This is a genomic window from Micromonospora matsumotoense, from assembly GCF_900091525.1.
GTDB classification, from domain to species: domain Bacteria; phylum Actinomycetota; class Actinomycetes; order Mycobacteriales; family Micromonosporaceae; genus Micromonospora; species Micromonospora matsumotoensis.
In genome coordinates, this window is the sequence record NZ_FMCU01000012.1 from 16,799 (window position 1) to 29,550 (window position 12,752).

11 protein-coding genes and 1 pseudogene are annotated in these 12,752 nt (G+C 73.0%); 10 read left to right on the plus strand and 2 right to left on the minus strand.

Going from position 1 to position 12,752, the window contains the following annotated elements; genetic code table 11:
• Positions 1 to 19 precede the first annotated feature (19 nt).
• The 10 genes and pseudogenes from GA0070216_RS21965 to GA0070216_RS22010 all read left to right on the plus strand — a co-directional run bounded on the left by GA0070216_RS21965 (position 20) and on the right by GA0070216_RS22010 (position 10,634).
• On the plus strand, positions 20 to 397 hold the full coding sequence (locus GA0070216_RS21965; RefSeq protein WP_091249434.1) for a hypothetical protein: 378 nt from the start codon (positions 20 to 22) through the stop codon (positions 395 to 397).
• Positions 398 to 501: 104 nt separating this feature from the next.
• The gene (locus GA0070216_RS21970; protein ID WP_091249437.1) at positions 502 to 3,336 is read left to right on the plus strand and encodes a Na+/H+ antiporter subunit A; all 2,835 of its coding nucleotides are present in this window, start codon (positions 502 to 504) and stop codon (positions 3,334 to 3,336) included.
• Positions 3,337 to 3,347: 11 nt separating this feature from the next.
• Positions 3,348 to 3,812 carry a Na(+)/H(+) antiporter subunit C gene (locus GA0070216_RS21975; protein WP_245722638.1) on the plus strand — a complete coding sequence of 155 codons (465 nt, stop codon included), beginning with the start codon at positions 3,348 to 3,350 and terminating at the stop codon, positions 3,810 to 3,812.
• Complete coding sequence (locus GA0070216_RS21980) at positions 3,809 to 5,314, plus strand: Na+/H+ antiporter subunit D (RefSeq protein ID WP_091249443.1); 1,506 nt, start codon at positions 3,809 to 3,811, stop codon at positions 5,312 to 5,314. The genes GA0070216_RS21975 and GA0070216_RS21980 overlap by 4 nt, the downstream gene beginning before the upstream one ends.
• Positions 5,311 to 5,877 (plus strand): Na+/H+ antiporter subunit E, encoded by a 567-nt coding sequence (locus tag GA0070216_RS21985; protein WP_091249446.1) that lies wholly within the window; start codon positions 5,311 to 5,313, stop codon positions 5,875 to 5,877. Before GA0070216_RS21980 ends, GA0070216_RS21985 begins: the two co-directional genes overlap by 4 nt.
• Positions 5,874 to 6,137: a monovalent cation/H+ antiporter complex subunit F gene (locus tag GA0070216_RS21990; protein ID WP_091249448.1), complete on the plus strand. Its 264-nt coding sequence runs from the start codon at positions 5,874 to 5,876 to the stop codon at positions 6,135 to 6,137. The genes GA0070216_RS21985 and GA0070216_RS21990 overlap by 4 nt, the downstream gene beginning before the upstream one ends.
• On the plus strand, positions 6,134 to 6,565 hold the full coding sequence (gene mnhG / locus GA0070216_RS21995) for a monovalent cation/H(+) antiporter subunit G (RefSeq protein ID WP_245722639.1): 432 nt from the start codon (positions 6,134 to 6,136) through the stop codon (positions 6,563 to 6,565). The genes GA0070216_RS21990 and mnhG overlap by 4 nt, the downstream gene beginning before the upstream one ends.
• A gap of 181 nt (positions 6,566 to 6,746) precedes the next feature.
• Positions 6,747 to 8,081 (plus strand): annotated as a pseudogene (locus tag GA0070216_RS22000) (hemolysin family protein); the annotation flags it as partial.
• Between the two features lie 164 nt (positions 8,082 to 8,245).
• Positions 8,246 to 9,310 (plus strand): hemolysin family protein, encoded by a 1,065-nt coding sequence (locus tag GA0070216_RS22005; RefSeq protein WP_091249453.1) that lies wholly within the window; start codon positions 8,246 to 8,248, stop codon positions 9,308 to 9,310.
• A gap of 397 nt (positions 9,311 to 9,707) precedes the next feature.
• A complete protein-coding gene (locus GA0070216_RS22010; protein WP_091249455.1) occupies positions 9,708 to 10,634 on the plus strand; it encodes a sporulation protein in 927 nt (308 codons plus the stop codon).
• Positions 10,635 to 10,750: 116 nt separating this feature from the next.
• Here GA0070216_RS22010 and leuE read toward each other — a convergent pair whose 3' ends face one another.
• Entirely contained in the window at positions 10,751 to 11,416 is a 666-nt protein-coding gene (leuE, locus tag GA0070216_RS22015) for a leucine efflux protein LeuE (protein ID WP_091249458.1), read from the minus strand.
• The gene (locus GA0070216_RS22020; RefSeq protein WP_091249461.1) at positions 11,413 to 12,735 is read right to left on the minus strand and encodes a bifunctional pyridoxamine 5'-phosphate oxidase family protein/GNAT family N-acetyltransferase; all 1,323 of its coding nucleotides are present in this window, start codon (positions 12,733 to 12,735) and stop codon (positions 11,413 to 11,415) included. Before GA0070216_RS22020 ends, leuE begins: the two co-directional genes overlap by 4 nt.
• Positions 12,736 to 12,752 lie beyond the last annotated feature (17 nt).

Sequence of the window (12,752 nt, forward strand, 5' to 3'; positions counted from 1 at the left end):
AACGGGTGAGAGGAATCGGATGTTCGTCGAGGAGCGAGGCCCGACGCCCGGCACCGACGTGCTCATCCGCAAGGTCGAAGGGCACCTCACCGCCCTGCGGACCAGCCTGCGTGGCCCTGAGCTGGAGCTGGCCGAGCGTCTCGCCGACAGCCTGCGGGAGCTGGTCGTCTCCACCGCCCAGGCCAGCGCGGCCGACCGGGGTCAGGTGCGGGTCGCCGTGCACTACTTCGTGCTCCGTCGGGAGAGCCGCGGCAAGCTGCTCCCGGTGCGATCGCTGGCCGTCGCCCAGCGGGTGGTCGACAAGGTCGCCCTCCAGCTCGGCCGCCCCGATCTGCTGGTCGAGCCCCGGCGGGCGCTGACGCCCGCGCTTCCCGGCGGCGAGGCACCACCCGGCTGACTGCGATTTCCCGAAACCCCCCCATAGGGGGCTGAACTGGCGTGTGATCGGTGCGGACCGGAACAATTCGCCCGGTGCGCGCCGCCAGTTCGACGGGAGGACGCGTGCTCGTACTGCTGCTCCTCCACCTGCTGGCGGCGCTCCTCGCGCCACTGCTGGTCCGGTGGTGGGGTCCGCGCGCCTGCTATCCGCTCGCGTTGGTGCCCGCCGCCGCGTTCGGCTGGGCGCTGACCCGCACCCGGACGGTCCGCGACGGCGGCGCGGTCGTCGAGACGTACCACTGGATCGGTCAGCTGGACCTCGACGTGGCGTTGCGGATGACGACGCTGTCCTGGCTGATGACCCTGCTGGTCGGCGGGGTCGGCGCGCTGGTGCTGGTCTACTGCGGCCGGTACTTCGCGGCCGACGCGGCGGGCCTGCCCCGGTTCGTCGCCGTGCTGGTCGCCTTCGCCGGCGCGATGCTCGGCCTGGTCCTCGCCGACGACCTGCTGCTGCTCTACGTCTTCTGGGAACTCACCACCGTCTTCTCCTACCTGCTCATCGGGCACAGCACCGAGCGCCGCGCCAGCCGGTGGGCGGCGGCCCAGGCGCTGACCGTCACCACGCTGGGCGGGTTGGCCATGCTCCTCGGCTTCCTGATCCTCGGTGGGCACGCCGGCACCTACCACTGGTCGGAGATCGCCGCCGCACCGCTGCCCGGCGGCGGGACACTGGTCGCCGCGGTGCTGCTGATCCTGGCCGGCGCGCTGGCCAAGTCGGCGATCGTGCCGTTCAACGGCTGGCTGCCGGTGGCGATGGCCGCGCCCACCCCGGTCAGCGCCTACCTGCACGCTGCGGCGATGGTCAAGGCCGGCGTCTACCTGATCGGTCTGCTCGCCCCGGTGCTCGCCGACGTCGGCCCGTGGCGTCCCGTGCTGCTCACCCTCGGCCTGGTCACCATGCTCGTCGGCGGCTGGGCGGCGCTGCGCCAGTGCGACCTCAAGCTGCTGCTGGCCTACGGCACGGTCAGCCAACTCGGCCTGCTGACCGTGATGATCGGCACGGGCAGCGCGGACGCCGCACTCGCCGGGGTCGCGATGCTGCTCGCCCACGCCCTGTTCAAGGCGGCGCTGTTCCTCGTGGTCGGCCTCATCGACCATGAAGTCGGCACCCGTGACCTGCGGGAACTCTCCGGTCTCGGTCGTCGGGCACCGGTGCTGGCGGTCGTCGCCACGCTCGCCGCCGCCTCGATGGCGGGCGTGCCGCCGCTGCTCGGCTTCGTGGCCAAGGAGGCGGTCCTCGCCGCCCAGGCCGACCGGCCGGTGCTGCTCGTCGGCCTGGTCCTGGGCACGGTGCTCACCGTCGCCTACAGCATCCGCTTCCTCTGGGGTGCCTTCGCCACCCGCCCCGGCGTCGCCGCCGCCGAGCCGGGGCCGCTCCCGCTGCCGATGCTCGCCCCACCGGCCCTGCTCGCGCTGGCCGGGCTGGTCGCCGGCCCGGCCGCCGCCGGGATCGACGGCCTGCTCGGCCCGTACGCGGAACTCTTCGGCCCGCCGCACGAGAAGCTCGCCCTCTGGCACGGCCTCACCCCCGCCCTCGGCCTCTCCGCGCTGGCGCTGGCCGGCGGGGCCGTGCTGCACGCGGTGCGCGGCCCGCTCGCCCCGACGCTGGCCCGGTGGCGGCTGCCGTTCACCGGAAACCAGGGGTACGAGTGGGCCACCCACCACTTCGACCGGCTGGCCATCGAGGTCACCGGCGCCACCCAACGGGGCTCACTGCCGCTGTATCTCGGCACCATCCTGCTGGCCCTGGTGCTGGTGCCCGGCACCGCCCTGGTCAGCACGAGCCCGTGGCAGACCCGGATCGCGTTCTGGGACAGCCCGCTGCAACTGGTGGTCGGGCTGGTCATCGGGGTCGCGGCGGTCTTCGCGGTGAACGCCCGACGGCGGTTGACCGCGATGCTGCTGGTCGGGGTGACCGGTTACGGCACCGCGATGCTGTTCGTGCTGCACGGCGCGCCCGACCTGGCGCTGACCCAGTTCCTGGTGGAGACCTCCACCATCGCCGTCTTCGTCCTGGTGCTGCGGCGGCTGCCGGAGCGGTTCTCCGCCCGGCCGCTGCGCCGCAGCCGGTGGGCCCGCCGGGTGCTCGGCGTCGCCGTGGGCGTGGTACTGGCGGGGCTGGCGCTGGTCGCCTCCGGGGCCCGGACCGCGGTGCCCATCTCCACCGCGTTCCCGGCGCTCGCCGTCGCCGAGGGGTACGGACGCAACGTGGTCAACGTGACCCTGGTGGACATCCGGGCCTGGGACACCATGGGCGAGATCTCGGTGCTGGTGGTGACCGCCACCGGGGTGGCCAGCCTGATCTTCGAGCGGTCCCGCACCGGGCCCCGTCCCCGCCGGGTCGAACCCGCCTCGCCCCGGCGCGACGACCGGCCGGTCTGGTTGCGCGGCGGGGCGACCCTGCACGCGCGACGCCGGTCCATCGTCTTCGAGGTGGTGACCCGGCTGCTCTTCCACACCATCGTGCTCTTCTCGCTGTTCCTGCTCTTCTCCGGCCACAACGCGCCCGGCGGCGGCTTCGCCGGTGGGCTGGTGGCGAGCCTGGCGCTGGCCGTGCGCTACCTGGCCGGCGGCCGTTACGAACTGGCCGAGGCGGCCCCGGTCGGGGCGGGCACGGTGCTCGGCGCAGGCCTGGCGATCTCCGTCGGCGGTGGCGTGCTCTCCCTGCTGGCCGCCGGGACCGTGCTGGAGAGCTTCAAGATCGACCTGCCGCTGCCTGGCCTCGGCGGACCGTACCTGGTCACCTCGCTCTTCTTCGACATCGGCGTCTATCTGATCGTGGTGGGGTTGATGCTGGACATCCTGCGCAGTCTCGGTGCCGAGATCGACCGGCACATCGAGGCGGCCGGCAAGTCCGACCGGGGGCTCGTCGTCGACCACGAGGGGGACCGGCGGTGAGGGACGGCGGGGTGGGTCCGACGCTGGTACTGGTGATCGCGGTGGGCGTGCTCACCGCCACCGGGGTGACCCTGCTGCTGGAGCGCAGCCTCACCCGGATCCTGCTCGGCGTGATCCTGTTCGGCAACGGGGTGAACCTGCTCATCCTGGTCGGTGGCCGTTCCGGTGGGGCGCCGGTGGTCGGCGCCGGCCCGGACGAGGAGATGAGCGACCCGCTGCCGCAGGCGATGGTGCTCACCGCCATCGTGATCACCTTCGGGCTGACCGCCTTCCTCGCCGCCGTGGCCTACCGCAGCTGGTACCTCGGCGGCGACGACGAGGTCCAGGACGACGTGGAGGACCAGCAGATCGTCGCGCTCGCCGCGCGCAACGAGGTGGCCAACGCCGACCTCGGCGGCGAGGGGCCCGGTGACGACCCGGAACAGGTGGACCCCGAGCCGCCGCAGCGGCCACGCCGGTCGGGGGGTACCCGGTGAACCAGCTCCTCCCGCTGCCGGTGGTGGTGCCGCTGCTCGGGGCCGCCCTCACCCTGATCCTGGTCAACCGGCCCCGGCTGCAACGTGCCGTCAGCGTGGTCGCGCTCGGCACCAACCTGGTCGTCGCGGTGCTGCTGCTGGTGCGGGCCCACCGGGACGGGCCGGTGGTGACCGAGGTGGGGGGCTGGCCCGCGCCGGTCGGCATCGTGCTGGTCGCCGACCAGCTCGCCGCGCTGATGCTGGTGGTCTCGTCGGCGGTCACGCTCTGCGTGCTGGTCTACTCGATCGGGCAGGGCCGCGCCGAGACCAGCGAGTCCGCGCCGGTGAGCATCTATCACCCGACCTACCTGGTGCTGACCGCCGGGATCTGCAACGCGTTCCTCGCCGGTGACCTGTTCAACCTCTTCGTCGGGTTCGAGATCCTGCTCGCGGCGAGCTTCGTGCTGATCACCCTGGGTGGCACCGAGGCCCGGCTCCGCACCGGCTCGACGTACGTGGTGGTCGGCATCCTCTCCTCGATGATCTTCCTGGCCGGGGTGGGGCTGGTGTACGCGGCCACCGGCACCCTCAACCTGGCGCAGCTCGCCGGCCGACTCGACGCGCTGCCCGACGGCGTACGCCTGGCGTTGCAGTTGATGTTGCTGCTCGCCTTCGGCATCAAGGCGGCGGTCTTTCCGCTCTCCGCGTGGCTGCCGGACAGCTACCCCACCGCCCCGGCACCGGTCACCGCGGTCTTCGCCGGCCTGCTCACCAAGGTCGGCGTCTATGCGATCATCCGGACCGAGACGTTGCTCTTCCCCGGCGGCCAGGTGGCCAACCTGCTGATGGTGGTGGCCGGGTTGACCATGGTGGTCGGCGTGCTCGGCGCGGTGGCCCAGTCGGACATGAAGCGGCTGTTCTCGTTCACCCTGGTCAGCCACATCGGCTACATGATCTTCGGGGTGGCGTTGAGCACCACCGCCGCGCTCTCCGGCGCGATCTTCTACGTGGTGCACCACATCACCATCCAGACCACGCTGTTCCTGGTCGCCGGCCTGGTCGAGGAGCGGGCCGGCAGCACCGACCTGCGCCGGCTCGGCGGGCTGGCCCGGGTCACCCCGCTGCTGGCGGTGCTCTTCTTCGTCCCCGCGATGAACCTGGCCGGCATCCCACCGTTCTCCGGCTTCCTCGGCAAGGTCGGCCTGCTCCAGGCCGGGGTGGCACAGGGCGGCCCGCTGCCCTGGGTGCTGGTCGTCGCCGGCACGGCGACCAGCCTGCTCACCCTCTACGCCGCCTCCCGGGTGTGGAACATCGCGTTCTGGCGGGCCCCGCAGTTGGCCACCGCCGAACCGGTCACCCGGCTCCCCGGGCTGATGGTCGGGGCCACCACCGCCCTGGTGGTGCTGGGGCTGGCCCTCACCGTCGCCGCCGGCCCGCTGTTCCAGGTCACCGCCGACGCCGCCACCGACCTGCGGCTGCGCACCCCGTACGTGCGGGCCGTCCTGCCCGGCGGCCCGCCGTGACCGGCGCGTCGTCGCCGCGACCCGCCGGACGCCGCCGGGACCAGCTCATCGCCCTCGGCTGGCTGGTCGTGGTCTGGAACCTGCTCTGGGGTCACTTCTCCCCGGCCAACGTCCTCACCGGCCTGTTGGTCGGCGGGGCGGTGCTGCTGTTCTTCCCGCTCCCGTCGGTCTCCTTCGGCGGCCGGCTGCGGCCCCGGGCGGTGCTGGTGCTGGCCGGCACCTTCGTGACCGAACTGGTCAGCGCCAGCATCCACGTCGCCGCCATCGCCGTGCGCCCCGGCTTCCGCCCGCGCGGCGCGATCATCGGAGTGCCGCTGCGGGTCCGCACCGACCTGAACCTGGCGCTCACCGCCGAGTTGATCTCCCTGGTGCCGGGCACCCTGATCGTCGAGGTGGACCGGGAGGCCGGCGTCCTCTACGTGCACGTGCTCGACGTGCGCTCACCGGCCGACCTCACCGGCAGCCGGGACCGGATCCTCGCCGTCGAGGAACGCATCGTCCGGGCCGTCGGCTCCGAGGCCGAGCTGCGGCAGCTCACCACCGCACCCACGGAGGCACCGTGACCGTCGTCCTCGCCATCGTCCTGACCGTGCTGCTGTCGACCACCGCGCTGCTGGCGCTGGCCCGGATCTACCGGGGCCCGTCGCTGCTCGACCGGGTCATCGCCGCGGACCTGCTGCTCGCCGCCATGCTCGGCGCGGTCGGCGCGGAGGCCGCGGTGAACCGGCACGCGACCACCTTGCCGGTGCTGGTGGTGCTCTCCCTGCTCGGCTTCGTCGGCTCGGTCGCCCTGGTCCGCTTCGCCGCCCGGGAGGAGTCGTGAGCGTGGGTACGGTGGTCGACTGGCTGGCCGCCGTCGCCCTGGTGTCCGGGGCGTTGCTCAGTCTCGCCGCCGGGATCGGCGTGCTGCGTTTTCCGGACGTGCTGGACCGGATGCACGCCGCCACCAAACCCCAGGTGCTCGGCGTGCTGCTCCTGCTGGTCGGGCTGGCGCTGCGGCTGCGTACCGCCGCCGATCTGGGCATGATCGTGCTGGTCGGGGTCTTCCAGCTGGCCACCGCCCCGGTCGCCGCCCAGATGATCGGCCGGGCCGCCTACCGGTCGGGTCGGGTCGACCGCAGCCTGCTCGATGTCGACGAGCTGGCCGAACACCGGCCCGAGGAGGGTGATTCCCGGCCTGAGCGCGATGGCTCCCGGCCTGAGCGTGGCGAGCAGCGGCGCGGTGGTTCCCGGTCCGGGCCCGGCGAATAGCGGGGTGACGCGGCGGACAACGGGAGGAGCAGGAACTTTGTGCCCACCCTCAGCGGGCTTGCAGCGAGCGCCGATAGAATTGCCGGATGATCGACTCTTCTGCCCAGGAGGGCAGCAGTAGCCAGCCGGGTCGTGCCCGGCAATCCCCCGCCCCGACGTCCACGGGAGCCCTGAGCGACCCGTGTTGATCGTCGTCGGCCTCGCACTCATCATCGTCCTCACCGCCGCCACCGGCTACTTCGTGGCCCAGGAGTTCGGCTACGTCGCCGTGGACCGGGGCAAGCTCAAGCAGCTCGCCGACGACGGCGACGCCAAGGCCGCCCGCGCCCTGGAGGTCACCGGCCGGTTGTCGTTCATGCTCTCCGGGGCGCAACTCGGCATCACCGTGACCGCCCTGCTGGTCGGCTACGCCGCCGAGCCCTACCTCGGTGCCGGGCTGGCCGAGCTGCTCGGTGGCGTCGGCGTCTCCACCGGCATCAGCCTGCCGTTGTCGGTGGCGCTGGCCCTGCTCATCGCCACCGTCGTGCAGATGGTCCTCGGCGAGCTGGCCCCCAAGAACCTGGCCATCGCCCGGCCCGAGGCGTTGGCCCGGGCGCTGAGCCGGTCCACCCTGATCTACCTGAAGGTGGCCGGACCCCTGATCACGCTCTTCGACCGGGCGGCAGTGCGGCTGCTGCGCCGGATCGGCATCGAGCCGATCGAGGAGCTGCCCAGCGGCGCCACCCCGGCCGACCTGGAGCAGATCATCGCCGAGTCCCGGGAGGAGGGGCGCCTCGACGCCGAGATGTCCGACCTGCTCGACCGGGGTCTCGACTTCCGGGAGCTGACCGCCGGGGAGGCCATGGTCCCCCGGGTCGACGTGCACACCATCCGGTCGCACGAGCCGGTCAGCCGGGTGGTCGAGCTGCTCGACACCGGCCACTCCCGCTTCCCGGTACGCGGTGCCGAGGGCGTCGACGACCTGGTCGGCGTGATCGGCATCGCCGACGTGCTCGGGGTGCCGCCGGCCGAACGGGCCACCACCCCGGTCAGCGCGGTGGCCGTACCGCCGCTGCTGGTGCCGGAGACGTTGCCGCTGCCCACGGTGCTGGACCGGCTCCGGTCCGGGCACCGGCAGCTCGCCTGCGTGGTCGACGAGTACGGCGGCTTCGCCGGCGTGATCACCCTGGAGGACATCGCCGAGGAACTGGTCGGGCCGATCCGCGACGAGGACGACCCGCCCGACCGGGCCCCGGCCCGGCAGGAGGACGGTTCCTGGGTGGTGCCGGCCCGCTGGCGCATCGACGAGGTCGCCGACAGCACCGGCATCTCGCTGCCCGAGGCCCCGGAGTACGACACCGTCTCCGGGCTGGTCATGCGGGAGCTGGGCCGGGTGCCCGAGGTCGGTGACCGGCTGGAGGTCGTCCTGCCGGCCGACGGCGATGAGCCGGCGGAACGGCCGAAGGCCCTGATCGAGGTGCTCGCGGTGGACCGGCACGTGGCCGACTCCGTCCGGCTCACCATGGCCGACGCCGAGGACGCGGGCGCGCAGCCCCCGACCACCCGCGGCGGGGGCGACCAGCGCCGCCGCGCGAACGTCCGCGCCACCGGCACCGGACGCGACCGACGCGGTGGTACGAATGCCCGCGCCACCGGCCCGGGTGCGGACGTGCGCTCCTCCCGGGGCCGGGAGGAGCGGTCATGAGCCCCGTCGTCGCACTGCTGGTCTCGGTGCTGCTGCTCGCGCTCAACGGCTTCTTCGTGGCCGCCGAGTTCGCCCTGGTGGCGTCCAAGCGCTACCGGTTGGAACAGACCGCCGCCGGTGGTGGCCGGGCGGCCCGTGCCGCCCTGGACGGGGTACGCGAACTCTCCCTGATGCTGGCCGGCGCGCAGCTCGGCATCACCCTGTGCACGCTGGGCCTGGGCGCGTTGGCCGAACCGGCGATCGAGCACCTGCTCAGCCCGTTGCTGCACGCCGTCGGGCTGCCGGCGGCAGCCAGCCACATCATCGCGTTGATCTTCGCGTTGGGGCTGGTGACGTTCCTGCACCTGGTGGTCGGCGAGATGGCCCCGAAGTCGTGGGCGATCACCGACGCCGAGCGCTCGGCGACGCTGCTGGCGCTGCCGTTCCGGGCCTTCGCCCGGGTCGCCCGGCCGGTGTTGTCCCTGCTCAACGCCCTGGCCAACGCGATGCTGCGGCTGGTCGGGGTGCAGCAGCAGGATCAGCTCGCCCAGGTCCACGGACCGGACGAACTGCGCATCCTGCTGGAGCAGTCCCGCGAGCACGGGCTGCTCGGTGCCGAGCAGCACCAGATGCTGACCAGCATGCTGGAATTGCAGGGCACCACCGTCGCCCAGGTGATGGAACCCTTCGACCAGATCGTCACGGTCCACCGGGACGACACCGCCGAGCGGATCGAACAGGTCAGCCGGGACAGCGGCCGATCCCGGCTCGCCGTCCTCGACGGCGGTGGCGAGGTGTGCGGGCTGGTGCACGTCCGGGAGGCGGTCCGCGCGGTCACCACCGGTCGGGCGGCCACCGCCGCCGAGCTGATGAGCCGGTCGTTCACCCTGCCGGCCACCTCCTCGGTCACCGAGGCGGTCGCCGCGATGCGCGCCGACCAGGCCCAGTTGGCGCTGGTACGCAACGGCGGCGGGCCCACCCGGCCGATCGGTTTCGTAGCGCTGGAGGACCTGCTCGAGGAGGTCATCGGCGAGTTCGACGACGAGACCGACCCGATTCCCCGGGGTCGCCGCCTGCGCTGACCGACGCGGGAGCCCCGCCCCCTGACCGGCCAGGGGCTTCCCGATCCACCGACCGGCCGCCGGGTCTCCCCGACCCGGCGGCCGGCCCGTGTCCCTCGGCCGGCCCGTGTCCCTCGGCCGGCCCGTGTCCCTCGGCCGGCCCGTGTCCCTCGGCCGGCCCGTGTCGTGGAGATCGACTCATCTGGGTCGATGTGGCGGCATCGATGTGCGGCGAACACCGCAATATCACCCCCACTGAGTCGATCAACCACCGCCCCGAGCGTCGGCTGGCTTCTCGGACGGGCCGGGTGCTGGTCTGGAGGCGGTCGAGGAGTGCCGGGCCGGACAGCGGGAATCCGCCCATTGGTCGGCCAGGTCGTTCCTCGGTCACGGTCCGCCAGTCAGGGGGAGGGGTGGGATGCGGTTGACCGGGGTGTCCCGGGAGTCCGGTGCGACCGGATTGTCGGTGAGCACCACCCTGACCAATCCGAGCACCCGTCCAGGGCTGCGGCTGCCGGGGCGGGTGATGCTCAGCGCCGGGTCGCAGGACGTGCCGGTCCGGCACGTACGGCTCGGGCTGGTGGCGACCGCCGAACCGGAGGACCCCCGGGCACCCCGCAGCCTCGTGCAGTACCACCAGGTGACGGTGGGGGGCCGGTTCGTCGTACCGGCCGGGCGGCGGCGGGCCATCGACTTCGCCGTACCCCTGCCGTGGGAGACCCCGGTGACGATCTTCGGCGGGGTGCCGTTGATGAGCCTGCGCACCGGGCTGCGTACCGAGGTGTCGGTGGACCCGGAGCGGGAGCAGGGCGCGATGGTGCCGATCTTCGTCCACCCGCTCCCCACCCAGCAGCATGTGCTCGCGGCGCTGGACACCCTCGGTTTCGTCCTGCGGCAGGTGGGCCTGGTGTCGAGCCGGCTACCGGGGGTCGCGCAGAGCCTGCCGGTGCACGAACGCCTCGGCTACTGGGTCGCCCCGCTGTACGCCGGACCGATCACCGAACTGGAGCTGATCTTCGTGACCAATTCCGCCGGCCTGGAGGTGCTGCTCTGGATGGACCGGCGACTCTCGCTGACCGGCATCAGCCACCAGAGCATCAGCCGGTTCCGGATCTGGCACACCGGTGCCGATCAACAGGACTGGGTCTCCGTCGTGGACGGCTGGCTGCGGGCGGCGATCAACCGGCATGCGGCGGCGGCCTCGAACGCACACTGGTCGGCCCGGATCACCGAGTCGGCCCATGTCAGCCGGCCGCCGGACGCGCCGGTGCGACCCGGTTACGGACTGGGTGGTGCCGGTGGCGGCGGTGGCATCGGTGGTGGCGGTGGCGGCGACGGCACCTGACCGGCGGGATGTTGCGGGCCGCTGGCCCTGCCGGCAGAGGTGTCGGTGGCGACGAGGGTGCGCGACCGGCGGGATGTCGCCGGTCGATCGTCCGCCCGTCGGCGAGGACGGGTGCGTCAGACCGAGGCGGTGGCGAGCTTGATGCCGAAGCCCAGGAAGAGCACCGCGACACCGGTGGTGGCTCCTGCGGCCAACCGGCGGCGCTGCCGGAACTGGGCGGCCAGGAAGGTGCCCGCGAAGATCAGCGCGGTCAGGTAGAGCACGCTGGTCACCTGGGCGATCAGCCCGAGCAACAGGAACGACAGCGCCGGCCAGGCGTAGCCGGGGTCGACGAACTGGATGAAGAACGAGATGAAGAAGAGGATCGCCTTGGGGTTGAGCAGGCTGATCACCAGCGCCTTGCGGAACGGGCTGCGCAGCGCCGCCGGCTCGGCCGCGTCGATCAGCCGGGGCGTCGCCGGGTCGTGGCGATCGCGCCACCGTCGCCAGGCTCCGCGCAGCATGGTCAGCCCCACGTACCCGAGGTAGGCCGCGCCGGCGTACTTGATCACGAGGAAGAGTGGTGGATACGCCTTGAGGAGCGACGCCACCCCGGCGGCGGAGAGGAGCATCAGCACCGCGTCGCCGAGGAACACCCCACCCGCCGCCCGGTAACCGACGGCTACCCCCCGCTTGGCGGCGGTGGAGAGCACGAAGAGGGAATTCGGCCCCGGCAGCAGAATGATCGCCACGGTGCCCAACACGTACGTCCAGATGTCGGTGATGCCCAGCACGCCCGTCATCCTCGCCCCGCCGGTGGCGTACTGCGAAGCCTTTCCCGCAGCCTGGCCTGTGCGTTCGGCCACTCATCGACGGTCATCGCGTACTGCACGGTGTCGCGCCAGGAGCCGTCCGGACGCTGTCGGTGCATGCGCAGCACGCCTTCCCGGGTCGCGCCGAGCCGGGCGATCGCCGCCTGGGAGCGGGTGTTGCGGATGTCGGTGTGCCAGACCACCCGCACCGCACCCAGCGTGTCGAACGCCCGGCCGAGCAGCAGCAGCTTGGCCTCGGTGTTGATGCCGCTGCGCCACCAGGGTCGGCCGAGCCAGGTGTAGCCGATCGCGACGCTGCGCCGCTCCGGGTCGATCTCGTAGTAGGAGGTGGTGCCCACGACCGCTCCCGTCCGGGCGCAGCGCTGCACCCAGGGCACCCGCTCGCCGTCGTGCCGGGCGGCCAACGCGGCGGCGACGACCACCCGCATCGCGGCCGGGTCGGCGGGCAACGGGTGGCCCAGGTGGGCCCAGACCTCCGGCTCGGCGGTGGCGGCGAACAACTCGTCGGCGTGCGCCGGGGCCAACGGCTCCAGCAGCACGTGCGCGCCGTGCAGCGGCACCGGCTCCCGCCACGGTGACCCACCGGAATCCGGCGCCGGCAGGCCGGCGGAAACCGGTGCCGGTGACCCGCCGGAGTCCGGCCCCGGCGAGCCGGTGCCGGGCAGGTAGGCCGGGACCGGCGCGACCACCCCGGCGTCCGGCTCGGGCGGGCCGGCGGCCAGCCGGAGCGGCACCACCCCGGCCCAGTGCGGCAGGTCGAGATCGGCCGGTTCGTCGCGGACCCCGCCGGTGCGGGCACGCACCGACACCTCGCGCAGCGGCAGGGCCAGGACGGCCGTCTCGGCCAACTCCCGACGGCTCGGTGGGCGGCTGTCGGCGGCCCGACCCACCCCGACCTTTTCCACCAGGGCGGTCATCGCGGCGCGCTTGTCGTCGTCGTCGGTGACCAGGTGGGCGGTGCCGTGCGCGACGACCGACCGGTAGTTGGCGCTGTGGTGGAACTGCGAGCGGGCATAGATCAGGCCGTCGAGCAGGGTCACCGTGACGCAGACGGGCAGCCCGGCGTCGCCCCGGGCGGCGAGCAGCGGCCGGCTGCCGGTCGACCCGTGCAGGTAGAGGGTGTCACCGACCCGGACGTGCAGGGTGGGCAGCAGCCGTGGCTCGCCGTCCACCACGAACCCCAGCACGCAGTGGTACGCCTCGTCGAGCACGGCGTGGGCGGCGGCCCGGTCGTAGCTCATCCGGCCCCGGGTGCGGCTGGCGGTGGTGCGTGCGGTCGGCGCGTACATGTGACATCCCGCCTTTG

Coding starts and splice junctions, on each gene's coding strand:
- GA0070216_RS21965 (WP_091249434.1), top strand. CDS start 20: ATGTTCGTCGAGGAGCGAGGCCCGACGCCCGGCACCGACGTGCTCATC.
- GA0070216_RS22005 (WP_091249453.1), top strand. CDS start 8,246: ATGAGCCCCGTCGTCGCACTGCTGGTCTCGGTGCTGCTGCTCGCGCTC.
- GA0070216_RS22010 (WP_091249455.1), top strand. CDS start 9,708: ATGCGGTTGACCGGGGTGTCCCGGGAGTCCGGTGCGACCGGATTGTCG.
- leuE (WP_091249458.1), bottom strand. CDS start 11,416: ATGACGGGCGTGCTGGGCATCACCGACATCTGGACGTACGTGTTGGGC.
- GA0070216_RS22020 (WP_091249461.1), bottom strand. CDS start 12,735: ATGTACGCGCCGACCGCACGCACCACCGCCAGCCGCACCCGGGGCCGG.